The following is a 24639-nucleotide window of genomic DNA, read 5'->3' on the forward strand; positions in this document are numbered from 1 at the left end:
CGCCCCATACGGCCTAGGTGAACCTTGACGGCTCGCTTCGCATCGCGCTGGGGTGTGGCCCGCCCTTCGGGCGCTTCACACGGCTACCACAATTGGTTGATTGCCGCTGGTTGGCTCCCCTCTCCCACTCTTGTGGGAGAGGGGCCGGGGGAGAGGGCGGGCGCTCGCAGAGGCGATATGCATCGCGCTCCCGTCGGCCTTAGCCTGCGCTAACCGGCGTAAAGGTCGGCACCGGCGGCCCATCCTCGGTCGGCGTGAAGGTCAGCTTCACTGCCTGCCCGATACGCACGGTATCCAGGTCGCAATCCACGATGTTGGTCATCATGGTCACGCCTTCTTCCAACGCCACATAGGCGATGCAAAACGGCGTGGGGCCCGCACGGCGGGTGACGCTGAACGAGTAGATGGTGCCCCGTCCCGAGGCCTGCTTCCATTCGGTCTCGCCCATGCAGAACGGGCATAGCGTGCGCGGATACCAGTGCGGCTTGCCGCAGGATTTGCAGTGCTTGACCAGCAGGCGGCCTGCGCGCGCGGCTTCCCAGAACTCGGTGTTGTCTGGCGCAACCTGCGGGGCTTTGAGGGGAGTGGCTGTGTAAGGTGTGCTCATCTTATTACTCCCGTTCCAGGATGACAGTGGCGCTGCCGTGGCGCGAGCCGAGGTAGCCGCCGGTGCCCTGGGCCAGGGCCAGGTCGCAGTTCTTGACCTGCACGGCGGGATGGGCTTCGCCGCGCAGCTGGCGCACGGCTTCGATCACCTTGGTGATGCCGCCGCGATTGGCCGGGTGGTTGTTGCACAGGCCACCGCCGTCGGTGTTGAAGGGCAGCTTGCCCACGCCGGAGATCAGGTTGCCGTCGGCCACGAACTTGCCGCCTTCGCCCTTCTTGCAGAAGCCCAGGTCTTCCAGCTGCATCAGCACGGTGATGGTGAAGCTGTCGTAGATCGAGGCGTACTTGATATCCGAGGGGCGGATGCCGGCCTCTTCAAACGCGATCGGGCCGGAGATGGCGGCGCCCGACCAGCTCAGGTCGACCATGCCGCCGAGCTGGCCCTTGACGGCTTCGCCGGCGCCGAGGATTTTCACCTTGGGGCGCTTGAGCTTGGCGGCGATTTCGGGGCGTGCCACGATCAGCGCGCCGCCGCCGTCGGACACCACGCAGCAGTCGAGCTTGCGCAGCGGATCCGAGATCATCGGCGAATTCAATACGTCTTCCACCGTCACCACATCGCGCAGCATGGCGTGGGGATTGTGCTGCGCATGGTGCGAGGCCGCTACCTTGATCCAGGCAAGCTGCTCGGCGGTGGTGCCGTACTGGAACATATGGCGCATCGCCACCATCGCGTACAGGTTCACGGTCACCGGGCTGAAGGGCGCTTCGAACGGCTGGTCGGGCAGGTTGGCGCCCCAGTTGCGCGCCTGCGTGCCGCTCGAGCCTTCCGAACGCGGCCGGCCCGCCAGCGTGATCAGTGCCACATTGCACTTGCCGGCGGCGATGGCCTGTGCGGCGTGCGACACGTGGACGATATACGCCGAGCCGCCCGTGTCGGTGGAGTCGACATGGCGCACCTTCAGGCCGAGGTAGTCGACCATATTGAGCGCGCCGAGGCCGGGCGCGTCGCCCGCGCAAAAGTAGCCATCCACGTCCTGCAGGGTCAGGCCTGCGTCTTCCAGCGCGCCCTTGGCGGACTCGGCGTGCAGTTGCGCGACGGTCTTGTCCGGTGCCTTGCGGGTCGGGTGCTCGTAGGCCCCGACGATGTATGCCTTGCCGTTGATGCTCATGGGTCTCCCTAGTTGTCCCGGGTACTTTGGTGTGCTGTGATGCCTATGGATATAGCCAGTATGGATATAACCGATGTCTTGCGTTCTTGCTTGTTGCCGCTAGCGTCAGGCGGCGCGTCCGTACTGGTCGCGCAAGTCCCGCTTGAGCACCTTGCCGATGGCGTTGCGCGGTAGTTCCTGCGATAGCTCCAGCGCGGCCAGGCGCTGCATTTTCTCGAGCCGGCCGTTGACCCAGTCCAGCAGCGCGGCGGCTTCGGTCGTGACGCCGGGCCGCAGCACCACGAAGGCGACCGGCGTTTCGCCCCAGCGCTCCGAGGGCACGCCGACCACCGCCGCGTCGGCGATGTCGGGATGCCCGAGCAGCACTGCTTCGATGTCGCTCGGGTAGATGTTGAAGCCGCCCGAGATGACCATGTCCTTCTTGCGGTCCATCAGGATCAGGAAGCCGTCTGCATCGAAATAGCCAACGTCGCCGGTGCGGATGAAGCGCTTGCCGGTGGCGTCGAACCACTCGGCCTCGGCGGTCTTCTCGGGATGATTGTGGTAGCCGGACATCATCGCGGGGGAATGCCCGACGATCTCGCCCGGGGTGTCGCGCGGTGCATCGGCCGGGAGCTCGCGCCCGTGATCGTCCAGCAGCCGCATATCGGTGTCCGGCGAGGGGCGCCCGACTGTGTGCAGCTTGTCCGGATGCTCGTGCGCGCGCAGCTCGCAGCGCCCGCCGCCCTCGGTCATGCCGTAGTACTCGATCAGCGCGCCGGGCCAGCGCGCCAGCACCTGCGCCTTGAGCGCGGCGGCAAACGGCGCGCTGGTGCAGAATTTATAGCGGAACGACGACAGATCGGTGCTGGCAAAGTCCGGGTGGGCCAGGATGCGCTGGTATTGCACGGGCACCAGCATGGTGTGGGTGACGCGGTGCCGTGCGGCCAGCGCCAGGTACTGGCCGGCATCGAACTTGCGCATCAGCACCACGGTGCCGCCCAGCGACAAGGTGGGGAACAGGCTGACCAGCGTGGTGTTGGAGTACAGCGGCGTGGATAGCAGCGCCACGCTGTCCGGGCCATAGCCGCCCTGGGTGGCGCGCCGCACGTGCGACGAGCGCATGCCGAACGGCTGGATGATGCCCTTGGGCACGCCGGTGGTGCCGGATGAATAGATCAGGTTGAAGGCCCAGTCTGGCTGCACGTCGACCGCAGCCGGCCGGGTATTTTCGGGGGCCAGCCACTGGCTGAAGGGAACGCCTGCATGGCTGTCGTCCAGCGCGATGCAGGGAATGCCGAGCTCGGCTTCCAGCCCCTGCAGGGCCTGGCGCGTGGTGGCATCGATCAAGAGCCGGCGCGCCCCCGAGTCCTGCACCATGCCGCGCAGCGTTTCCGGGTTGAGCGAGGGTGACAGCGGCGCCACCGCCACGCCGGCCCGCAGGCTGCCGAGGAAGGCGGCGACGTATTCGATCGAGGTGGCCGCACAGATGGCGACGGCGCCTTGCGCCGGCACACCGTCGCGCTGCAGCGCGGCGGCAACGCGGTCGGCAAGCCGGTTCAGGCTGGCGAAATCGACGCTGCGTTCGTCCAGTACCACGGCCGGATGCCGGGGCCGCAGCGCGGCTTGTGCGTCCACGAGGGCGGCGAGGGGGGTGAAGTCAGTGCTTGTCTGTGACATAGGGCTGCCGTTGCGGCTCTCGGGGATGTGCTTGCGTGTCTCATGGCTCGCTGGCTTGACTGCCGCCGCTCGCAGAGAGTGTCGCGCCTTGTGCCGGGTTCGACAATTTGGCTTTTTGGAAGAGGGGCTTGCCGGGAATCGTTGTTGCGGCGCACAAAATGGCCCGAACACGTGAAGCAGATCTGTAGGGCAAAGGAGGTGATTTTGTGATGTTTGCGGCGCTATGCTCTGTAATAGGTTATTTGAGCACCTCAAAATGCTGATGCCATGGGACGCGCCTTGCGATACAGGATGAGGGTGGCCAGCAACCCGCATGCCGCGGCAAAGCTCATCCAGTAGCCCGGCGCGGCCTTGTCGCCGGTCACCTCGATCAGGTAGGTCGAGACCGCTGGCGTAAAGCCGCCAAACACCGCGGTGGCAAGGCTGTAGGCCAGCGAGAAGCCGGCCACGCGCACCTCCAGCGGCATCACCTCGGTCAGGGACACCACCATGGCCCCGTTGTACATGCCGAAGAGGTAGGACAGCCACAGCAGCACGATCAGCATGCGCTCGAAGCTGGGCGCGCCCGCCAGCCACGACAGGGCGGGATAGGAGGTGACCAGCGCGATGGTGGATATCGCCAGCAGGATGGGACGGCGGCCAATGCGGTCGGACAGGGCGCCGCCAATGGGCAGCCAGATAAAGTTGGAAACGCCTACGCATAGCGTGACGGCCAGGCTGTTGGTCGTGCTGAGCTTGAGCACCGTCTTGCCGAACGTGGGGGTGTAGACGGTGATGAGGTAGAAGGTGGTGGTGGTCATTGCCACCAGCAGCATGCCGGCCAGCACCGTGCGCCAGTTGCTCAGCATGGAGTCGAATACCTCGCGCGTGCTCGGATGGTGCCGGCGGGCACGGAACTCCTCGGTCTCCCGCAGCGAACGGCGCAGCACGAACAGGAACGGCACGATCAGGCAGCCGATAAAGAACGGGATGCGCCAGCCCCAAGCGCCCAGTTCGTCGGCCGTCAGCCAGCGGTTCAGCCCAAAGCCGAGCCCGGCCGCTACCACGATGGCGATCTGCTGGCTGGCAGACTGCCAGGCGGTATAGAAGCCCTTATGGCCCGGCGTGGCCATTTCGGCCAGGTAGACCGACACCCCGCCCAGCTCCGCGCCCGCCGAGAAGCCCTGCAGCAGCCGGCCGATCAGCACCAGCAGCGGCGCCGCCATGCCGATGCTGGCATAGCCCGGCACCAGGGCGATCAGGATGGTTCCGCAGGCCATGAGCGAAAGCGTCACGATCAGGCCCTTGCGGCGTCCCACCTCGTCGATGTAGGCACCCAGCAAGATCGCGCCGAGCGGGCGCATCAGGAAGCCCGCGCCGAACACGGCGAAGGTCAGCATCAGCGAGGCGAACTCGCTGTTTGCCGGAAAGAAGGTGTGGGCGATGTAGGTGGCGTAGAAACCGAACAGGAAGAAGTCGAACTGTTCGAGGAAGTTGCCGCTGGTAACGCGCAGGACGGCGCCCAGTCTTGAGGATCCAGGCACTGCCGCGCCTGCCAGTTCCGCTTGCATCGCCAGTCTCCTTCGGCACGCCGTCCCGGCTATTCGCAGCCTTTCGTGAAAGGTCGGCTAGCCCGTGCGCGGCCGCGCTTGTGCTGGTCAATATATGTCTTGCAAGCCGCCAACGCCAGCCCCGCATGGGCGAGGCGCGAGCCGCCTGGCACACGCCCCCGGCGCCTCGCCCGATACTCACACGCCGCGAAACACGGCCGGGCGCTTTTCCACAAAAGCGCTGCTGCCTTCCCGCGCGTCTTGCGAGGCTGCGGCGATCATGAACTGCATCGCCTCCACCGCCAGCCCCTCGTCGATGGGCAGGTTGATGCCGCGGGTGACGGCGCGCAGCGAGGCGGTGACCGCGATCGCGGAATGCCGCGCGATCCGGTCGCCCAGCCGCAGGCAGGCGGGCAGCAGGTCGGCGGCGCTCACCACCTCGTTGACCAGGCCGAACCGCAACGCGCTGTCGGCATCGATCGGCTCGCCGGTGAGGATCATTTCGTTTGCCCGCTTGCGGCCTACATGGCGCGGCAGGCGTTGCGTGCCGCCAAACGTGGGCGGGAAGCCCAGCTTGATCTCGGGCTTGGCAAAGGCCGCATGCCCGGCCGCGATGGCCAGGCTGCAGGCCTCCACGATCTCGCAGCCACCGCCGAAGGCCAGGCCATTGACCGCTGCGATGACCGGCTTTGGAAACGTCTCGATGCGTCGCGTCATGGCTTGCCCCCGCAGCAGGAAGCGGCGCTGCGCCTGCTCCGGGGAGGCCGCGATGTCAGGCGCGAAGCCGGCAATGTCGGCGCCCGCGCTGAAGGCCCGCGTGCCGCGGCCGGTCAGGATCACGCAGCGCACGGCGGGATCTGCCTCGATGGCATCAAGCCTGGCCATCAGCGCGTCGATCAACGCGTAGCTCAGGGCGTTCAGCTTGTTGGGGCGGTTCAGCACCAGCAGCGCGTGCTGGCCGAGTCCTTCGTATTGCACCAAGTCGTCTGCGTTAATCATGTCGGATAGGTTGGTCATCTTCAGCGGGTCCTGGTTGTCCTGATTTGTTTCCATGGTTGGCCGGTGCGGTCAGTCGACCGGCCGAACGGCGATGCGCGCCGAGCGGCCGCGAAAACTGGAGACAAAGACCACGGCCTCCTGCCGGGCGCAAAAGCATTCGCCGCTCGCCAGCACCGTGTCGCGGCTAGCCACATCCAGCGCTGCCGACTGCTGCGTGAGCCACACGATGCCCTCTACGCAGATCAGGTAAGATCCCAATCCGAGCGGGATCCGCAGCGGATCCGGGCCGAGGATCCAGTTGCCTTGTCTTGTGCTCACGATAGCTTCCTGGCTAGCCCGCCAATCTCTGCAACGGTGCTTGCATTCTTGCCGGGAACAGCCAGCGCCGCCCGGAAGCTTTTTCATGAAGGGTATGCCTGGCCGTCATGTCGATCCTGAGCCGAGCCTCCACCAATGCGCTGCGCGCCATGTCGCTCGAAGCCCTGCGCGGCTTCGAATCCGCCGCGCGCCACCTCAGCTTCACCACCGCAGCCGAAGAACTCTGCATCACCCAGTCCGCAGTGAGCAAGCAGGTCAAGAGCCTGGAAGACGTGCTCGGTGCCACGCTCTTCCGGCGCGGCGGCAAAGGCCTGAGCCTGACCCCGGAAGGCCGCCAGCTCTACGAGGCGGCGCGCCTGTCGATCGGCCAGCTCGGTGCCGCGATCGACAGCCTGCTCGCCGTTGACCGGATCTCCATCGCCGTCACCACCACGCCATCCTTCGCATCGCTCTGGCTGGTGCCCAAGCTCGCCCGCTTCCAGGCCGCCGAGCCCGGCATCGACGTGCGCATCGACGCGTCCGAGCCCATGGTCAACCTGGAGCGCGACGGCATCGACCTCGCCATCCGGCTCAGCACGCACCCGGTGGGCCCTGACGATCCCCGCCCGCTGCTGCAGGAACGCCTGATGCTGGTCGCCGCGCCGGCCGTGGCTGCGCGCATTACAGAAGCCCGGCAGATACTCGATACGCCGCTGCTGGTGTTCCATGATCCCGGCGCCCGCTTTGACTGGATGTCATGGACACAGTGGTATCAGCGTCTTGGGCTGATGCGCTCGTCCAAGCAGCCTTGCCTTTACTTCTCGCAGTACGCGCACGTGCTCAATGCCGCCGCGCAGCAGGCGGGCATTGCGATCGGGCGCACGCCCATGGTGCTGCCGATGCTCAAGAGCGGGCAGTTGCAGGTGGTGCTGCCGGAGCATGTGGCGCAGGGGCCGACTTACCAGATTGTGGCTTCCAGCGTGGTGCGGCCCGGGGTGGAACGGTTCCGGGCCTGGCTGGAGATGGAGTTGGCGGGGGAGGTGATTGGGTGAGGGGATGCGCAGGTCGCGATATTTGACCCGTCGCCAAGCGTTAGCTGACCCGGGCCGCGCAATGCGGCCCGCTTGCTTCTTCCTTACCAGTCCCTGGAACCTTGCCCTAGGGTAATCCCCAATATGCCGTATCATCACGCCCGGGGCGCCGCGCCACCGGGCGTTTTGCCGTTTTCGGCCCGCGAGTGTGCCTCATTGCACTTTTTCAGGAAATCCGGGACAAAGCCAAGGTGCGCCGGCTGCATGCCGGGCGCCAGCTCGCCCGCCCCTGGGTGCGGAATTACACACATTGAACAATGCACAGGCCACTTATACGTGGCTTCGGAGACATCCGGGCGCTTTGTCGGGGCAGCCGGATTAGCGGGATTTGCAGGAGTTGCTTTTGTCTACAACAGAAACCCAGCGCAGAACTGAGGTTGACCTGATTCGCGGCATCGCGCTGATCTTCATTGTGGTTGACCACGTGAACGGCAGCGTGCTGGCCGATTACACCATCCGCAATTTCGCGTTCTTCGATGCGGCGGAGATCTTTGTGTTCCTGGCCGGTTACTCTGCCGGCGCGGCCTACGTGGCCATGGAGGCCCGGCATGGCGCCAGCGCCGCGCAGAACCGCCTGATCCGCCGTAGCTGGGAGATCTACAAGGCGTTCGTGCTGACGGGCGTGCTGATGCTGGTGTTCGGCCTGCTGCTGGCGCTGGCGAGGGTGCCGGCGCCGGCGATCCGCTCCACGGAGGCGCCGATCTTCATGGCGCATCCGTTCAGCACGCTGATCGAGGTGTTCAGCGTGGCGCGGCAGCCTTTTGTATCGGACGTGTTGCCGATGTATGCGGTCTTCATCCTGTTTGCGCCGCTGGCGATCCGCATGGCGCGCGCGGTGCCTCTGACGTTTGTCGGCGCCAGCGGGCTGCTGTGGCTGATGGCGCCGATGCTCACGCCGCTGCTGCCCAGCAGCGATGGCAATGGCTGGAGCTTCAACCCCTTCGCGTGGCAATTGCTGTTCGGGCTGGGCCTGGTGACGCGCCTGCGGCCCGATATGATCCTGCCGCGCCAGGCCTTGGTGCGCTGGGTGGTGACGGTGCTCGCCGTGGCGGTGACGCTGGCAGGCGTGCTGCTGGCTTACCTGTGGATGCGTCCGCATATGTACGAGCCATGGCTGCCCGCCTGGCTGCCGACCATGGTCTTCCCGCTGCCCAAGAAGAGCCTGGCGGCGCTGCGCATCGTGAGCTTCCTCGGGCTGGCCTGGCTTTGCTATCTGGCCGTGCGCGCGGGCTGGGTGGCGCGGCTGGCGTCGGTGATGGGGCCGGTGGTGCAGATTGGCCGCCATAGCTTGTTCTGCTTTGTCTTTGGCGCGGTGGTGTCGGTGGTGATCGAGGGCTTTACCTACGGCATTGCCGGCGGCCGGCCGCCGCGGCCGATCGCGCTGGGCGGCGATATCGTGGCCGTGGCGCTGTTGCTGGTGATCGGCGGGTGGTATGGGCGGCGCAAGGAAGGACGCAAGGCAGGGCGTAAGGAAGGGAGAATGGAAGTGCAAAAGGCTGCCGCTTAGGCAGCCTTCGCTCGCATGTCTTTCGCTTTATGCGATCACGCCGTCATTCCTTGATATCCGCCTGCCGGATAACCTGCTTGTATTTCTCCAGCTCCGCGCGGATAAAGGTCCCGAACTCCTGCGGGGTACTGACGATGGGATCCACCCCGAGCGTCTTCAGCCGGCTGGTCACCTCCGGCTGCACCATGGCCTTCTGCAGCGCGGCGTAGAGTTTGTCGATCACTGGCTTGGGCGTCTTGGCGGGCGCCAGGATGCCGTACCAGCCCGAGGTCTGGAACTTGGGAAAGCCTTGTTCGGCAAAGGTGGGCACATCCGGCAGGTCCGGCTGCCGCGTGGCGCGGGCTATGGCGATAGCGCGCAGGCTGCCGCTGCGCACGTGGGGCATGGAGGACGCGGCGGTGTCGAAGATCATGTCCACCCGGCCGGCCATCACATCAGGCAACAGCCCCGAGCCTCCCTTGTAGGGCACGTGAAGCAAGTCGATACTGGCCTGGCTGCGAAAGATCTCGCCTGACAGGTGTGGCGGCGTGCCGCTGCCGGCGGAGCCGTAGGTCAGCTTGCCCGGGTTGGCCTTGGCCGCCACCAGCACATCCTTGAGGGTCTTGTAGGGCGTATGCGTGTTGACTACCAGCAAGGTCGGCGCCGAGGCCAGCAGCGACACCGGCTCGAAATCCTTGATCGGGTCGTAGGGCACTCGCGCATACAGGTTGGGGCTGATCGCGTGCGAGGCAATTGACCCCAGGAACAGCGTATAGCCGTCCGGCGCGGAATGGGCCGCCGCTTCGGCGCCGATCATGGTGCCGGCGCCGGGGCGATTGTCGATGATCACCTGCTGGCCGAGCGCGTCGGATAGCTTCTGCGCAATCGGGCGCGCCACGTTGTCGTTGCCGCCACCGGGCGGGAAGGGCACGATCAGCTTGATCGGGCGGCTGGGGTAGTCGTCGGCGTGGGCAGTGGTCGATACCAAAGCGAGGGCGGTCGCGGCCATGGCCAGCGCGGCTACCGCCAATGCGGGAAATCGTCTTGCAATCATCTTGTCTCCTCCCCCGTTGCCGGGGTGGGTTAGGTCTGTCTTTATGCTTTAGCCAGTGCCTGATTGACCCAGCCTTCCAAGGCTGCAACCGGCCGCCCCGTGAGCGGATAGCTGGGATCGCTGTAGCCCGGCGTGGACGCATGGCCGGGGCGCACCAATGCGTCGACCATGGCTTCTTCCTCCGGCGAGATCGCCACGCCCACGGCACCGAAGTAGTCCTCGAACTGGGCCAGCGTGCGCGGCCCGGCAATCACCGAGCTGATGATGGGGTTGGCGAGCACCCAGGCGGTGGCGAACTGGCCCAGCTTGAGGTCGCGCGCTTCGGCATGCTGCTTCAGCGTCTGCGCAATCACCAGCGACTCCTCGCGGAACTCGGTCTCCATCATGCGGCGGTCCGCGCGGCCGGCGCGCGAGTCCTGCGGCGGTTGCTGGCCGGGCAGGTACTTGCCGGTCAGCACGCCACGCGCGATGGGGCTGTACGACACCACGCCCAGCCCGAAATGCTGGCAGGCCGGCAGGATCTCCACTTCGGGCATGCGGTTGAGCAGGTTGTAGTAGGGCTGGCAGACCGCCGGGCGGGGCACATTGAGCAAGTCGCACAGGCGCGCGATCTCCGCGATGCGCCAGCCGCGGAAGTTCGACACGGCCCAGTAGCGGATCTTGCCGGCGCGGATCAGGTCGCCCATGGCGCGCACCGCTTCTTCGAGGTTCTCGCCGGCGTAGTCGCGGTGCAGGTAGAGGATGTCAAGGTAGTCGGTGGCCAGGCGGCGCAGGCTGTCTTCCACGGCGCGCACGATCCACACGCGCGAGTAGTGCGAGTGGTTTGGGGCGGCCTGCATCGGGTTGCCCAGCTTGCTGGCCAGGATCCAGTCATGGCGGTCGCCCGCCAGCAGCTTGCCCACCATCGTTTCCGAGCCGCCCAGGCTGTACATGTCGGCGGTGTCGATGAAATTGACGCCATGCGCGCGGGCGCTGTCGACGATGCGGCCGGCCTCGGCCTCATCGGTCTGGTCGCCAAACATCATGGTGCCCAGGCACAGGGCGGAAACCTGCAGGTTGCTGGCGCCCAGGCGCCGGTATTGCATCTTGAAGTCAGACATCTCGAATCTTCCAGGAGAGAAGTAAATGCGGTGCCGGCTTGTAGCGGCTCTTATTGCGGCTGCTTGAAGCGCGCCGCCAGCGCGTCGGTCGCCAGGCGCAGCAGGGTCATGTCGGTACCCACCGCGACAAAGCGCGCGCCCATGTCGATGTACTGCTGGCCCTGCGCTTCGGTGGTGAGAATGCCCGCGGCCTTGCCGTTGGCGCGGATGCGGCGGATCGTGGCGGCGATGGTTTCCTGCACCTCGGGGTGCTGGATGTCGCCCAGGTGGTTCATGTCGGCTGAGAGATCGCTCGGGCCGATAAACACGCCGTCCACGCCGTCGAGCGCGCAGATCGCGTCGACGTTGCGGATCGCCTCCATCGACTCGAGCTGCACCAGCACGCAGGTCTGCTCCTGCACGTTATGCAGAAAATCCTTGATGCGGCCAAAGCCGCCGGCACGCGTGCCGCTGGCCACGCCGCGCATGCCGCCCTTGGGAAAACGGCTCCACGCCACGGCGTTGGCGGCTTCCTCGGCGTTTTGCACATAGGGCAGCAGCAGCGATTGCGCGCCGATATCCAGGCACCGCTTGATCCACAGCATGTCGTTCCAGGGCGGGCGCACCACGGGATGGCTCTTGGTGCCTTCGGTGGCCATCAGTTGCGTGTGCAGGGTGGAGATGTCGTTGGGGGCATGCTCCATATCGAGCAGCAGCCAGTCGAACTGCGAGCGCGCCACCAGTTCCACCACCTGGTAGGAAGACAGCGAACACCACAGGCCAATCTGCGGCTGGTCGGCGAGGATGGCCTGCTTGAAGGCGTTGACGGGAAGTTGCATGGAAAGTCTCCGAGGGGTCGGTTGTTTGAAGGTTCGGCTGTGTGCTGGTGTGCTGGTGTGCTTACATGTCCAGCTTCAGGCCGCTCTCGCGGATCAGGTCGGCCCAGCGTGTTTTCTCTTCGCGGACAAACGCCTGCGTGGCTTCGGGCGTATTGCCTACGGGCTCCGCGCCGAGCTGCGCCAGGCGCTGGCGGATTTCGGGCTGCTGCAGGATGCGCACCACGTCGGCGTTGATCTTGCGGATCACCTCGGGCGGGGTGCCGGCGGGCGCGAGCATGCCTTGCCAGCCGCCGGCGGTGAAGCCAGGCACGGCTTCCGCCACCGTTGGCACGTTGGGCCACTCGGGGTTGCGCTCGCGGCTGGTGAAGGCCAGCACGCGCAGCTTGCCGCCGCGCACGTACGAGGCGCTGGCCACCATGCTGTTGAACATCAGGTCGGCCTGGCCGCCCATCACGTCCAGATTGGCCTGCGCGCCGCCCTTGTTGGGCAGGTAGAGCCAGTCGATGCCGAGCTTGCGGGCGAACTGCAGGCCGGCCAGGTGGGGGCCACTGCCGATGCCGGTGGTGGCCCAGTTGAGCTTGCCCGGATGGGCGCGGGCGTAGTCCACCAGTTCCTTGAGGGAGTTCGCCTTGGTCTGCGGCGATACCAGCAACATGTAGGGCGAGTAGGTCAGCGTGACCACCGCGCTGAAATCCTTGATCACGTCATACGGCAGGTTCCTGTAGGCCACCGGCGCGATCACGAAGTTGGACAGGTCGCCCAGCAGCAGGGTGTAGCCATCGGGCGCGCTCTTGGCGACATTGTCGGTGCCGATATTGCCGCCGGCTCCGGTGCGGTTCTCGACCACCACCGGCTGCTTCCAGACTTCCTGCAGCTTGCTGCCGAGCAGGCGGGCCAGCACGTCGGAGGCACCACCCGGCCCATAGGGCACCACCACGCGCACCGGGCGCTGCGGCCAGGCCGGGGGGGCGCTGGCGCTGGCCGGCAGCGCCAGCGCGGTGAGCGTCGCGGCCATCAGCAGGGTGATCCATTTGCGCAGCATGGTTGTCTCCTTTGTTGTTCTGGTTGTTGTTCTGGTTGTTTTCCTGGTTGTTTTCCGGGCAAGCTGGATCAGGCTGCTTGCACTGTCCCTGCGTCCGGCTTTGGCGCCATCGCAATCGCCTGCAACATGGCTTCCGTCATGCTGCGCGGATCGGCCACGCCCTTGCCGGCAATGTCGAACGCGGTGCCGTGGTCCACCGAGGTGCGCACCGCCGGCAAGCCGATGGTCACGTTGACGCCGGCTTCCAGCCCCAGCACCTTGACCGGGCCGTGGCCCTGGTCGTGATACATCGCCACCACCAGGTCGAAGTCGCCGCGGGTGGCGCGGTAGAAGAGGGTGTCGGCCGGCAGCGGGCCATCCACCAGCCATCCGCGCGCACGGCAGGCAGCCACGGCGGGGGCGATTTTCTCGGCTTCCTCGCCGCGCCCGAACAGGCCGTTTTCGCCGGCGTGCGGGTTGATGCCGCACACCGCCACGCGCGGCTGGGCGATGCCGCTCTTTTGCAAGGCCTGCACGCCGCGCGCGATGGTGCGCTCGACCAGTCCGGCGTTGATTTTCTCGACCGCATCCAGGATGCCGATGTGCGTGGTGACATGGATCACGCGCAGGTTCGGCGCCAGCAGCATCATCGAGACCTCCTCGGTGCCCGTGAGCGCGGCCAGCATCTCGGTGTGGCCGGGGTAGCGGTGGCCGCCCAGGTGCAGGGCTTCCTTGTTCAGCGGCGCGGTGCAGATCGCATCGACCTTGCCGGCCTGCACGAACTCGACGGCGCGCGCGATATAGCGGTAGGCGGCATCGCCGCAGATGGCAGAGACCTTGCCGTAAGGCGTGTCGGCAGGGATCAGCGCAAGGTCGATGCAGGCAAGGGTGCCGGGCTCGAACGTGGCCTCGTCGGGATCCGTCACCCGTGCGATGCGCAGCGCGGTGCGGGTGCGGCGCAAGGCGTCTTCCAGGCGCGCGGCGTCGCCCACCACGAAGGGCCGGCATTGCGCATAGAGCGTGCCGTCGGCCAGGCACTTGACGATGATCTCGGGGCCGACGCCGGCGGCGTCGCCCATGGTGATGGCAATTCTCGGTCGGTACATGGGGAGCTCGCTGAGGCGGGTGTTGGCAGGGCTGGCCTGCTCCGGATGAGTGGGGCTGGCGCGCATGGCATCGGCAGCAGACGCCGGCGCGGTGGTCTGGCGCAGGTGCGCCATGCAGGCCAGCAGCGTGTCGCGCTGGCCAAAGGCGCCGGCCTTGATGCAGACCGGCACCGTCTTGCTGTCGTGACCGAAGCCTGCAGGGCCTGCGGCGTTGCGCAGCTGCGCGCGGGCGCTGGTCACGCCGGGCACCAGTGCGCGCACGTTGGTGAGTTGGCTTACGCCCAGCGTCTCCAGCACGGCGCGCGCGCTTTCGCCACCGGACAGCACCAGCCCCGCCGCCGCCTGCGCCATCGGGGCGGCAAAGCGGGCCAGCGCGGCGCACAGGGCGCTGCCGTCCAATGCCGGGTCGGCCGGGCCTTCGACGTGGATCACCACATCGTGGCCGAGCGCCAGCGCGTCAGCGACTCGCTGGCGCCGCGCGAGCCAGGCGGCGGATGCCGCGCCGTCAACCAGCATGCGCGGCGAGCAGGGCACCGGCAGGCAGGTGGCGGCCAGCGCCTGGACCTGCTCGGCGGCCAGCGCGGACATGCTGCCGATGACCGCGAGCCGGCCAGTGGTTGCCGACGCCGTCGCCCCGGCTGCGTGGGTGGTGTCGCGGTTTGATTCTGCGGGCGCCGTAGCCACATGCGCGGCCAGTTGCCGCGCGAGGCCGGCGGAGCCAGCGGCCAGCACGGGCCCGGGCCGGGATGCGATCAGCGTGGCCAGCAGAGAGAGGTCGTCGTCGGTTTGCGCATCGCACACGAGTGCGTCGCATGCGCTATCCAGGCCAAGCGGGGCAGCACCGCCATTGACCAGTGCCCGCAAAGCCGGCAGCGCCAGCACATTGACCCGCAAGCCGGCAGCACGGAGCAGCGTCGGCAGGTGATCGCTGGCGAGGCCTAGCGTGGACCACAGCGCAGTGCCTGACAGCGGTTTGCCATCCAGGTAAGCCTGGCCCTCGCGCAGCGTCCGGCCCTGCGCCGGAAACGCCGGGCAGACCCAGGTCGGGCCAGCGGCCCCAACGGCGTTGCGCGCCGCTATCAGCTCGGCGCCGATATGGCCGCGCAGCGTGGAATCGAGCTTGTGGAAATGCAGGCAGTCCGTTGCCGCTGCGTCTTCTTGCGCGCGCGGACCGAACCCTTCGGCAAAGGCCTGGGCGAACACCTGCGCGGCCTCGGCGGCGGGGCGTGCCCGCGAGTGGGCATCGAGCGCCTGGATCCGCCCCTCCCTTGCCCCATAAGCTGCACGGGCACCCGCACTTTCCGCGCGCATCCGCACCTCGCCGCTGCCATGGCCGGCGAACGCCGCCACGCTGTCGCACGCGCCGGAAAGATCGTCGGCAACGATGCGCACGGCGGCGAACCTCGGTGGGAGCACGACTGTTGGCATGGGTCTGGGAGTGATGAATCAAGGGGAAGGCATCGGGGATGGCGTCTCCTCCGCCCGGCCTTTTCGCTTGCTGGTTTGCCATATCCAAGTGAAATGTGTCCTTAACTTCACTCTACTTGCTGTTTCAGCGCGGCAAATCTCGGTATGCAGGCAATACTACACGCCAAATTCAATAAATGCATGCAATTATTTGGATTGGCATTCAGTTGACGAAAAATGCGCAGACATTGGCCTTTGCTGCATAATGCTTTCGCCACCTCGGTCAAACCGCCCGCAAAGGGCGGCAATGCCGGGCCGTCTTCACACCAGAGATGCCGATCGCAGAGATGCCACAGGAATTGCCAGCACTCCCGCCGGACCAGGACGACCAGCCGCTTTCGCAACGGGTCTACCAGGCCATGTTGTCGGCCATCATTAGCGGGCAGCTAAAGCCGGGGGAGGTGGTCAACGAGATCCGGCTCGCGCAGGAGCTCGGCGTTAGCCGCACGCCGGTGCACACGGCGATTCGCGAACTGGTCAAGGATGGGCTCATCACCCAGGAGGCGAACCGGCGCCCGGTGGTGGCGCGCTTCTCGCGCGAAGATATCCGCGAGGTGTTCGATATGCGCAAGCTGCTGGAGAGCGAGGCGGCCCGCATCGCCGCCGCGCAACTGGACCGCGTCACGCTCAAGGCGCTGTCCGACGCTGCCGACGCCATGGGTGCGGGCGCCGCCGCCAGCGTCGACGACACCGAGGCGCTGGTCCGCTGGGCCGATTTCGACGACAACTTCCACCTGGCCATCGCAGACGCCTGCGGCAGCAAGCGCCTGCGCGAGGACATCCTGCGCTACCGCCTGCTGCACCACGGCCTGAACCAGCTGCGCATGCGCGCCGAGCTGATTCCGCAGGCGCTGGCCGAACACCGCAAGATCCTCGACGCACTGGCCGCGCGCGACGGCGACGCCGCCAGCCGCGCCATGCAGGAGCATCTGCATGAGTGGCAGGCGTATTACATGCAGCGGTTTCCGTTGTAGGGTTTCGCAACGCCGGTTCATGTTCACCATCTGCGCTGCCCCACGGCAAATTCAACTGCTTAACGTCAAAAGCTTAGAGTCAAAGGCAGTTTCACCTCCCCTGCGGGGAGGCGACCTACTTTCTTGTCTCGCCAAGAAAGTAGGCAAAGAAGGCGCCCCATAACGGGAGATTCAAACCTTCACGGCTCGCTTCGCATCGCGCTTTGGTGATTGCCGCCTGGGGGCGGAAATCACGGCTACACCGAGTGGTGCTTTGACTTTGCCGCTGGTTTGCTCCCCTCTCCCACGCAGTGGGAGAGGGGCCGGGGGAGAGGGCGGGCGCTCACGGAGCTGGCGGGCTTTTCGGCCGGCGCCGTGCCCGCTTTGCTGGTTGTCTATGGCATCGCCAACGTGGTCGGCAACGCCATCGTGAGGCGATTTGCCGACAGGTACACGATGCCCATCCTGCTGGGCGGCCTGATTGTTCTGGCGATCACCCTGGCCGTTTTTGCGGGCTTTGCCGACAACAAGGTCGTCAGCGTGGCCGGACTGATCCTGATCGGCCTGGCCGGCGTGCCAATGAACCCGGCGATGGCGGCCCGCGCCATGCGGGCCGCCCATCCCGGTCCGCTGGTCAATACCGTGCATACGTCGGTCATCAATATCGGGCTGGCGGTGGGTTCCTGGATGGGCGGGCTTGGCATCGGGGCGGGCTACGTACGGGCAAAGTCGTGATCCCGGCCGGCCTGAGGCTAGCGATGAGGGCTCAGGCCCCGCCAGCGGCTAGCTTGCCACCAGCCGTGGGTTGCGCTTCAAGCCTGTCCAGGCGGCCGCTCCATGCGGTCAGGCCCAGCGCCACCAGCACCACCAGCGCGCCAATCCACGGCGTATGCATCAGGCCCATGTGGGTCACGATCAGGCCGCCGGCCCAGGCTGCACCGGCAATCCCCAGGTTGAAGGCGGCGATATTCAGGCCCGATGCCACATCGACGGCGCCCGGCGTATAGCGCTCCGCCTGCTTGACCACATAGACCTGCAGCGCCGGCACATTGCCGAAGGCGACCGCGCCCCAGGCCAGCACGGTCGCTACCACCAGCCAGCGGTGCGGTGCGGTGAAGCTCAGCGCGAACAGCACGAAGGACAGCAGCAGGAACACGATCTTGAGCGCGGCGATGGGGCCGTGGCGATCGGCCAGGCGGCCGCCCCAGATGTTGCCCGCGGCGACCGATACGCCGTACACCAGCATGACCAGCCCGACCGCGCCGGCGCTGAAGCCCGAGACGTCTTGCAGGATGGGTGCGAGGAAGGTGAAGGGAATGAACGAGCCGCCGTAGCCGATCGCGGTCTTGGCGTAGACCAGCAGCAGGCGCGGCTCGGCCAGCACCTTGGCCTGTTGCAGCAACGAGGCAGGGGCGCTGTGGCGGATATTGGCCGGGACAAACATCAGGCTGCCGACAAAGGCGACCAGGCCGAGCGCCGATACCGCGAGGAAGGTCTCGCGCCAGCCGAAATGCTGGCCGATAAAGGTGCCCAGCGGCACGCCGGTGACGAGCGCCACGGTCAGGCCGGTGAACATGATGGCGATGGCGCTGGCGGCCTTTTCCTTCGGCACCAGGCTGGTGGCGATGGTGGAGCCGATCGAGAAGAACACGCCGTGAGCCAGGCCGGTCAGGATGCGCGCCAGGATCAGCGATTCATAGCCCGGCGCCTTCCAGGCCAGCAGGTTGCCCAGCGTGAACAGGGCCATCAGCGACAGCAGCAGCGCCTTGCGCGGCAGGCGGCCGGTGAGGGCGGTCAGCACGGGGGCGCCGATGGCCACGCCGAGCGCATAGAGGCTGACCAGCAGGCCGGCCGAGGGCAGGGTGATGTGGAGATCGGCGGCGATGGTGGGGATCAGGCCGACGATGACGAATTCGGTGGTCCCGATGGCAAACGCGCTGATGGTCAGCGCGAACAGGGCAATGGGCATGGTGGGCTCCAGGTGCGTCCGGTAATGGAATGGGCGCAGTTTGCCGCTGTCTTTCTTGCGGATTAAGTGGGGTATCTGGATAAGATACTTGATAAATATTCAAGAACGGCTCGGGTGCCTGGCCGTTCACGCCGGCGTGGCGCTCAAGTAGTCGGCCAGGCTTTATTGCAGAATGTAGGGTGATTTCCAATGAGTGTTTGCTTAATATTCAACAATGAAGATCACACTCGAAGAACTGCAGGCCTTCGCCACCGTGGTGGACAGCGGCTCCATCACAGCCGCGGCCGAGCAACTGGGGCAGACCGTCTCCGGCATCAGCCGCGCGCTCAGCCGCCTGGAAGACAAGGTGGGCACCACCTTGCTGCACCGGACCACGCGCCGGCTGGCGCTGAGCGAGGAGGGCGACGCGCTGCTGGCCCACGCGCGCGCCATCCTGGCCTCGGTGGAACTGGCGGAGGAGCAGATGGCCGTGCGCCGCCAGCGGCCGGCGGGGCGGCTGCGGGTGAATGCGGCGTCACCCTTCATGCTGCATGTGATCGTGCCGCTGATCGGTGAATTCCGCCGGGCGTATCCGGAAATCGAACTGGAGCTCAATACCAACGATCAGATCATCGACCTGCTCGAGCATCGCACCGACGTCGCGATCCGCATCGGCACGCTGCGGGACTCCACCCTGCATGCCCGCCCGCTGGCCAGCAGCCGCGTGCGCGTGCTGGCCAGCCCCGCCTATCTCAAGGCGCGGGGCCGGCCAGAAAGCGTGGCGGACCTTGCCGGCCACAGCCTGATCGGCTTCACCCAGCCCGAATCGCTCAATCGCTGGCCCTTGCGCGGCGCCGTGGGCGAAGAGGTGCAGATCGCGCCGCATCTGTCGGCATCGAGCGGCGAAACCCTGCGCCAACTAGCGCTGGCGGGCGAGGGCCTGGTCTGCTTGTCGGACTTCATGACGGATGCGGACCGGCGCCGAGGCGACCTGGTGCAGGTGCTGATGGGGCACACCATCGACGAACGGCAGTCGATCAACGCGGTCTACTACCTCAACACCCAGCTTTCAGCGCGCATCGCGAGCTTCCTGGATTTTGTCGGGGGGAAGCTGCGCGAGGCGGCCTGGGCACAACTTTAGGCCGGCGCGGGCCAAGGCCAGCGCTTGGGCTGGGCCTTGGCAATAGGGGAAATCAAGGAGGCGGCTGGAGCGGATTGCACTCCTGTGCGAAAATAGCGAGTTGGCCGCAGGTTTTTGCGCTGTTTTTTGGCCATCAAGTCGCGGCCATTAAGTTGCCATTCGTCGCGAGTTGCCCGCCCGGCATTCGCCGCGCGCCGTGTACCGGCCCGAGGCCTGTCTGCGCTGGCCGCCTCATGGCCAGGCCGGCATGCCGCGCCGCATGATGACTGCATCACCGCACCACCCACAGCACCACCTACAAGAGCTACTACAGCTTTACCAGCCAGCATGACTTACGCCGTCAAGGAAATCTTCTACACACTGCAGGGCGAAGGCGCCAACGCGGGCCGCGCAGCCGTGTTCTGCCGCTTCTCCGGATGCAATCTCTGGAGCGGGCGCGAGGAAGACCGTGCCGGCGCGGTCTGCCAGTTCTGCGACACCGACTTCGTTGGCACCGACGGCACCGAGGGCGGCAAGTACCGCACCGCCGAGGCGCTCGCCGACAAGGTGGCGGCCCAGTGGCCGCAAGGCGTGGAGAGCAGCGCCGCCGGGCGCCCGCTGGTGGTCTGCACGGGCGGCGAGCCGCTGCTGCAGCTGGATGCGCCCCTGATCGACGCGCTGCATGCGCGCGGCTTCGAGATCGCCATCGAAACCAATGGCACGTTGCCGGTGCCGGACGGCATCGACTGGGTTTGCGTGAGCCCCAAGATGGGCGCCGAGCTGGTGGTCACGCGCGGCGACGAGCTCAAGGTGGTGATCCCGCAGGATGGCCAGGATTTCGCCGCATACGAGCGCCTTGATTTCCGCTATTTCCTGGTGCAGGCCATGGATGGCCCGCTGGCACGGCAAAATACCGCGCTGGCGGTGGAGTTCTGCCAGCGCCGTCCGCTGTGGCGCCTTTCGCTGCAGACCCACAAGCTGCTCGGCATCCGGTAGGCAAATCGCGCAAATCGTGCAAATCGCGCCGGTACGCACCGGCACACCTCGGCACCCACTGGTCCACATGAACAAGCAAGTTTCCATTACCCGCCGGCTGGAGTTCGACTCCGGCCACCGCATCCCCAACCATGGCGGCCAGTGCCGCAACATCCATGGCCATCGCTATCGCCTGGACCTGACGCTGTCGGGCGAGGTGCTGCATCGCGCCGGCGCCTCGGACGAGGGCATGATCCTGGACTTCAGCGACATCAAGGCGCTGGCCACAGAACACCTGGTGTCCAAGTGGGACCACGCCTTCCTGATCTACCGCGGCGATACCGCGCTGCTGAACTTCCTGCAGACCATGGACGGGCACAAGACGGTGGTGCTCGATGCCATCCCGACCGTGGAGAACCTGGCGCAGATCGCCTTCGACATGCTCGCCCCGGTGTTCAAGGATTGCTTTGGCCACCAGTTGCAGCTCACCCGCCTGGTGCTGTTCGAGACCCCGAACTGCTGGGCCGAGGTCAGCGCCGCCTTCAGCCTGCCGGCGCAGGACTGACCCGCCGGGATGATGCAGCCGCGATGACCGCGCCGACCCTCCCGCCCGAGGCAAGCCTGGAAAGCCCGGATCCTTCCATGGATCCTGCGCTGGAGCGCGAGCGCCGCTATATGCAGGCCGCGCTGGACGAAGCGCGCCTGGCCGAAGCCGCCGGCGAAGTCCCGGTGGGCGCGGTCGTGGTGTGGAACGACACCATCATCGCGCGCGGCCACAACCTGCCGATCCGCTCGGTCGATCCTTCCGCTCATGCTGAAATGCAGGCGCTGCGCGCCGCTGCGCGCGTGATCGGCAACTACCGCATGCCGGAATGCGAGCTCTATGTGACGCTGGAACCTTGCGTGATGTGCAGCGGCGCGATCCTGCACGCGCGGATTCGTCACGTGGTGTTTGGCGCCACCGACCCCAAGACCGGCGCCGCGGGCAGCGTGCTCAACCTGTTCGAGCAGGCGCAGCTCAATCACCAGACCACCATTGCCGGCGGCGTGATGGCCGACGAGTGCTCGCGCATGCTGAAGGATTTCTTTGGCGGCAGGCGCCGGGCCCAGAAGGCCGCACAGAAAGCAGCGGCGCAAGAAGCCGCCCAGACTGCGGGGGCAAGCGATGCGCCTGCCTGCGCCCATTGCGACGCTGCCGCACCCGCAGCCTCCATCGACACCGACCCAAGCCAGAACTCCGACGCATGAGCCAGCCCACGACCACGCCCACGCCAGCCACCGAGGTCCGCCTGATCGCGTCTTCCGGCTATCCGCATGACGTCGCCATCGCCGCGCGCGGCTGCGCCTGGCTCAAGGGGCAGGGCTTTCATGTCGGCAACCCGGATGTGCTGGCGCGCCGCTATTTGCGCTTTGGCGGCAGCGATGCGGAGCGGCTGGCCGACCTGCACGCCATCGGCACCGGCGCGGCGCACGAGCTGACGCTGGCGGTGCGCGGCGGTTACGGCATTGCGCGGCTGCTGGAGCAGGTGGACTTCGCCCGCATCGCCGAGCAGGCGCGCGCCAGCCAGACGCCGATTGTCGGCCATAGCGATTTCACGGCCTTCCAGCTAGCGTACCTGGCGGCCACCGGCGGCGTCACCTTTGCCGGCCCGATGCTGCTGGCGGATTTTGGCGCGGACGTGGTCGATCCCTTCATGTGGCAGCACTTCAACGGCGTGCTGCGCGATCCGGCGTACACCATCGACGTGGATGCGCCGCAGGCCGGCGGCCAGCCTTTTACCGGCTCGTTGTCGGGCACGCTGTGGGGCGGCAACATGGCGATGCTGTGCAGCTTGCTGGGCACGCCATTCATGCCGGCCGTAGAGGGCGGCATCCTGTTCCTGGAAGACGTCAACGAGCCGCCGTACCGGGTCGAGCGCATGCTGCTGCAGCTGGACCAGGCCGGCGTGCTTGGCGCGCAGCGCGCGATCCTGCTGGGCGACTTTTCCAATTACCGCGTGACCGACTACGACAACGGCTATGACCTGCCTGCAGTGGTGGCGTACATGCAGGCGCGCCTGTCGGTGCCGGTCCTCACCGGCCTGCCGTTCGGTCATTGCCCGCGCAAGCTGACCCTGCCGGTGGGCGGGCAGGCGCAGTTGAGCGCACGTGCGGATGGGTTTTCCCTGTCGCTGTCGGGCTACCCGGTGTTGAAAGCGGCGGCTTGCGCCCACATCTGAGGCTTATCGCTTCGTTCCTTTGCCCGCCAGTGGTAAAATCGCGGGTTGTTTCCCGATTTCCCTGCCCGGGTCCCGCGCCAACGCGCCGCCAGGTCACCATGCCTGGCTTTATGCCGCCCCCGTTGCCAAAGAAGCCAAGCGAATCGCATTTTGCACAGCCCTTGGCAGGCGGCAGCCCGAGGCAAGCGCGGCAAGTCCCGCGCCTCATCATCCATACAAGGTCCCAGACGTGCTTTCTACCGCAAACATCACCATGCAGTTCGGCCCCAAGCCGTTGTTCGAGAATATCTCGGTCAAGTTCGGCGAGGGCAACCGCTACGGCTTGATCGGCGCGAACGGCTGTGGCAAGTCCACCTTCATGAAGATCCTCGGCGGGGATCTCGAGCAATCCGCCGGCACCGTCATGCTGGAGCCGGGCGTGCGCCTGGGCAAGTTGCGCCAGGACCAGTTCGCCTATGAAGACATGCGCGTGCTGGACGTGGTCATGATGGGCCATACCGAGCTGTGGGCCGCCGCCGCCGAGCGCGATGCGATCTACGCCAACCCGGAAGCCACCGACGAAGACTACATGAAGGCCGCCGAGCTGGAGGCCAAGTATGCCGAGTACGACGGCTACACGGCCGAAGCGCGCGCCGGCGAGCTGCTGCTGGGCGTGGGCATTCCCACCGACCAGCACCAGGGCACCATGAGCAACGTGGCGCCGGGCTGGAAGCTGCGCGTGCTGCTGGCGCAGGCCCTGTTCTCGAACCCGGACGTGCTGCTGCTCGACGAGCCGACCAATAACCTCGACATCAATACGATCCGCTGGCTGGAACACGTGCTCAACGAGCGCAATTCCACCATGATCATCATTTCCCACGATCGCCACTTCCTGAACTCCGTGTGCACGCACATGGCCGACATGGACTACGGCACGCTCAAGGTCTACCCGGGCAACTACGACGACTACATGGAAGCCTCCATGCAGGCTCGCGAGCGCCAGGTGGCGGCCAATACGCGCGCCAAGGAGCGCATCGGCGAGCTGCAGGACTTCGTGCGCCGCTTCTCGGCCAACAAGTCCAAGGCCCGCCAGGCCACGTCGCGCCTGAAGCAGATCGACAAGATCAAGGTCGAGGACATCAAGCCGTCGTCGCGCCAGAATCCGTTCATCCGCTTCGAGTTCGACAAGAAGCTGCACAACCTGGCCGTGGAAGCCGAGGGCGTGACCAAGACCTACGATCGCAAGGTCATCAACAACCTGTCGATCGCGATCCAGGCCGGCGAGCGCGTGGCCATCATCGGCGAGAACGGCGCCGGCAAGACCACCTTGCTGCGCAGCCTGCTGGGCAGCACCGTCAAGGGCGGCGTGGAAGTCGATCGCGGCACCATCAAGTGGGCCGAGAACGCCAATGTCGGCTATATGCCGCAGGACACCTTCGAGGAATTCCCGGTCGACCGCGACCTGATCGACTGGATGAGCCAGTGGACCCAGGCCGGCGACGACGACCAGTCGCTGCGCGGCACGATGGGCCGCCTGCTGTTCTCCGCCGACGACATCAAGAAGTCCGTCAAGGTGCTGTCCGGGGGCGAAAAGGGCCGCATGATCTGGGGCAAGCTGATGCTGGGCCGGCACAATGTGATGGCGCTCGACGAGCCGACCAACCACATGGACATGGAATCCATCGAATCGCTGCAGATCGCGCTCGACAAATACGCCGGCACGCTGATCTTCGTCTCGCACGACCGGATCTTCGTCAGTGGCCTGGCCACGCGCGTGATCGAAGTGCGCAACGACGGCACGCTGACCGACTACCTGGGTACGTACGACGAGTACCTGGAATCGCAAGGCATCGACGACTAAGCAGTAAAAAAAAGCCTCGGGCAAACAAGAAGGGCCGCCAAGCGCTGCTCTTGGGACTGCTGACAAAGTTGCGAACCATCCGGTTTGCTCCCCTCTCCCACTTGTGGGAGAGGGGTCGGGGGAGAGGGCGGGCGCTCGCACAGCGTGAGGACGTCCACTTCGTAGGGACTCCCGGGGGG

At 66.3% G+C, this 24639-nt stretch carries 22 protein-coding genes; 10 read left to right on the forward strand and 12 right to left on the reverse strand.

Annotation, left to right across the window (positions count from 1 at the left end; all coding sequences use genetic code 11):
• Positions 1-199 precede the first annotated feature (199 nt).
• From ACYP5B_RS31290 to ACYP5B_RS31315, 6 genes are all read right to left on the reverse strand, one after another.
• Positions 200-607, reverse strand: a complete 408-nt coding sequence (locus tag ACYP5B_RS31290) for a Zn-ribbon domain-containing OB-fold protein (protein ID WP_318236574.1) — start codon at positions 605-607, stop codon at positions 200-202.
• A 4-nt stretch (positions 608-611) separates the two neighbouring features.
• On the reverse strand, positions 612-1778 hold the full coding sequence (locus ACYP5B_RS31295) for a thiolase domain-containing protein (RefSeq protein ID WP_459572251.1): 1167 nt from the start codon (positions 1776-1778) through the stop codon (positions 612-614).
• A gap of 105 nt (positions 1779-1883) precedes the next feature.
• Entirely contained in the window at positions 1884-3437 is a 1554-nt protein-coding gene (locus ACYP5B_RS31300; RefSeq protein WP_459572252.1) for a class I adenylate-forming enzyme family protein, read from the reverse strand.
• Positions 3438-3688: 251 nt separating this feature from the next.
• Positions 3689-4987, reverse strand: coding sequence for a tricarballylate/proton symporter TcuC (tcuC, locus tag ACYP5B_RS31305; RefSeq protein WP_459572253.1), 1299 nt, complete (start codon positions 4985-4987; stop codon positions 3689-3691).
• Positions 4988-5164: 177 nt separating this feature from the next.
• Positions 5165-6019 (reverse strand): crotonase/enoyl-CoA hydratase family protein, encoded by an 855-nt coding sequence (locus ACYP5B_RS31310; RefSeq protein WP_459572254.1) that lies wholly within the window; start codon positions 6017-6019, stop codon positions 5165-5167.
• Between the two features lie 15 nt (positions 6020-6034).
• A complete protein-coding gene (locus ACYP5B_RS31315) occupies positions 6035-6283 on the reverse strand; it encodes a hypothetical protein (protein WP_459572255.1) in 249 nt (82 codons plus the stop codon).
• 107 nt (positions 6284-6390) lie between these two features.
• Here ACYP5B_RS31315 and ACYP5B_RS31320 point away from each other — a divergent pair, with 107 nt between their 5' ends.
• Positions 6391-7314: a LysR substrate-binding domain-containing protein gene (locus tag ACYP5B_RS31320; protein ID WP_459572256.1), complete on the forward strand. Its 924-nt coding sequence runs from the start codon at positions 6391-6393 to the stop codon at positions 7312-7314.
• Between the two features lie 382 nt (positions 7315-7696).
• Entirely contained in the window at positions 7697-8860 is a 1164-nt protein-coding gene (locus tag ACYP5B_RS31325; protein ID WP_459572257.1) for an OpgC domain-containing protein, read from the forward strand.
• A 43-nt stretch (positions 8861-8903) separates the two neighbouring features.
• Here the strand turns inward: ACYP5B_RS31325 and ACYP5B_RS31330 are convergent, their stop codons facing one another.
• From ACYP5B_RS31330 to pdxA, 5 genes are all read right to left on the reverse strand, one after another.
• Positions 8904-9893, reverse strand: a complete 990-nt coding sequence (locus ACYP5B_RS31330) for a Bug family tripartite tricarboxylate transporter substrate binding protein (RefSeq protein WP_459572258.1) — start codon at positions 9891-9893, stop codon at positions 8904-8906.
• Positions 9894-9934: 41 nt separating this feature from the next.
• Entirely contained in the window at positions 9935-10993 is a 1059-nt protein-coding gene (locus ACYP5B_RS31335) for an aldo/keto reductase (RefSeq protein ID WP_459572259.1), read from the reverse strand.
• A 50-nt stretch (positions 10994-11043) separates the two neighbouring features.
• Complete coding sequence (locus tag ACYP5B_RS31340; RefSeq protein WP_318236564.1) at positions 11044-11811, reverse strand: HpcH/HpaI aldolase family protein; 768 nt, start codon at positions 11809-11811, stop codon at positions 11044-11046.
• A gap of 61 nt (positions 11812-11872) precedes the next feature.
• A complete protein-coding gene (locus ACYP5B_RS31345) occupies positions 11873-12853 on the reverse strand; it encodes a Bug family tripartite tricarboxylate transporter substrate binding protein (RefSeq protein WP_459572260.1) in 981 nt (326 codons plus the stop codon).
• Between the two features lie 68 nt (positions 12854-12921).
• A complete protein-coding gene (gene pdxA, locus ACYP5B_RS31350) occupies positions 12922-15366 on the reverse strand; it encodes a 4-hydroxythreonine-4-phosphate dehydrogenase PdxA (RefSeq protein ID WP_459572261.1) in 2445 nt (814 codons plus the stop codon).
• Positions 15367-15692: 326 nt separating this feature from the next.
• On the opposite strand from pdxA, the gene ACYP5B_RS31355 reads away from it, so the two are divergent.
• Together ACYP5B_RS31355 and ACYP5B_RS31360 are read left to right on the forward strand one after the other, a co-directional pair.
• Entirely contained in the window at positions 15693-16379 is a 687-nt protein-coding gene (locus ACYP5B_RS31355; RefSeq protein WP_459572262.1) for a GntR family transcriptional regulator, read from the forward strand.
• A 354-nt stretch (positions 16380-16733) separates the two neighbouring features.
• Positions 16734-17093 (forward strand): hypothetical protein, encoded by a 360-nt coding sequence (locus tag ACYP5B_RS31360; protein ID WP_459572263.1) that lies wholly within the window; start codon positions 16734-16736, stop codon positions 17091-17093.
• A gap of 31 nt (positions 17094-17124) precedes the next feature.
• Here ACYP5B_RS31360 and ACYP5B_RS31365 read toward each other — a convergent pair whose 3' ends face one another.
• A complete protein-coding gene (locus ACYP5B_RS31365; protein ID WP_459572264.1) occupies positions 17125-18327 on the reverse strand; it encodes an MFS transporter in 1203 nt (400 codons plus the stop codon).
• A gap of 214 nt (positions 18328-18541) precedes the next feature.
• Between ACYP5B_RS31365 and ACYP5B_RS31370 the strand changes: the two genes are divergently transcribed.
• From ACYP5B_RS31370 to ACYP5B_RS31395, 6 genes are all read left to right on the forward strand, one after another.
• The gene (locus ACYP5B_RS31370; RefSeq protein WP_459572265.1) at positions 18542-19447 is read left to right on the forward strand and encodes a LysR substrate-binding domain-containing protein; all 906 of its coding nucleotides are present in this window, start codon (positions 18542-18544) and stop codon (positions 19445-19447) included.
• 327 nt (positions 19448-19774) lie between these two features.
• Positions 19775-20422: a 7-carboxy-7-deazaguanine synthase gene (queE, locus tag ACYP5B_RS31375; RefSeq protein ID WP_267603191.1), complete on the forward strand. Its 648-nt coding sequence runs from the start codon at positions 19775-19777 to the stop codon at positions 20420-20422.
• Between the two features lie 67 nt (positions 20423-20489).
• A complete protein-coding gene (gene queD / locus ACYP5B_RS31380) occupies positions 20490-20966 on the forward strand; it encodes a 6-carboxytetrahydropterin synthase QueD (RefSeq protein ID WP_267603190.1) in 477 nt (158 codons plus the stop codon).
• 23 nt (positions 20967-20989) lie between these two features.
• The gene (gene tadA, locus ACYP5B_RS31385) at positions 20990-21649 is read left to right on the forward strand and encodes a tRNA adenosine(34) deaminase TadA (protein WP_440938341.1); all 660 of its coding nucleotides are present in this window, start codon (positions 20990-20992) and stop codon (positions 21647-21649) included.
• Positions 21646-22620, forward strand: a complete 975-nt coding sequence (gene ldcA / locus ACYP5B_RS31390; RefSeq protein WP_400093064.1) for a muramoyltetrapeptide carboxypeptidase — start codon at positions 21646-21648, stop codon at positions 22618-22620. Before tadA ends, ldcA begins: the two co-directional genes overlap by 4 nt.
• Positions 22621-22849: 229 nt before the next feature.
• Entirely contained in the window at positions 22850-24460 is a 1611-nt protein-coding gene (locus ACYP5B_RS31395; protein ID WP_267603185.1) for an ABC-F family ATPase, read from the forward strand.
• Positions 24461-24639 lie beyond the last annotated feature (179 nt).

This window comes from Cupriavidus sp. 8B (assembly GCF_054589115.1).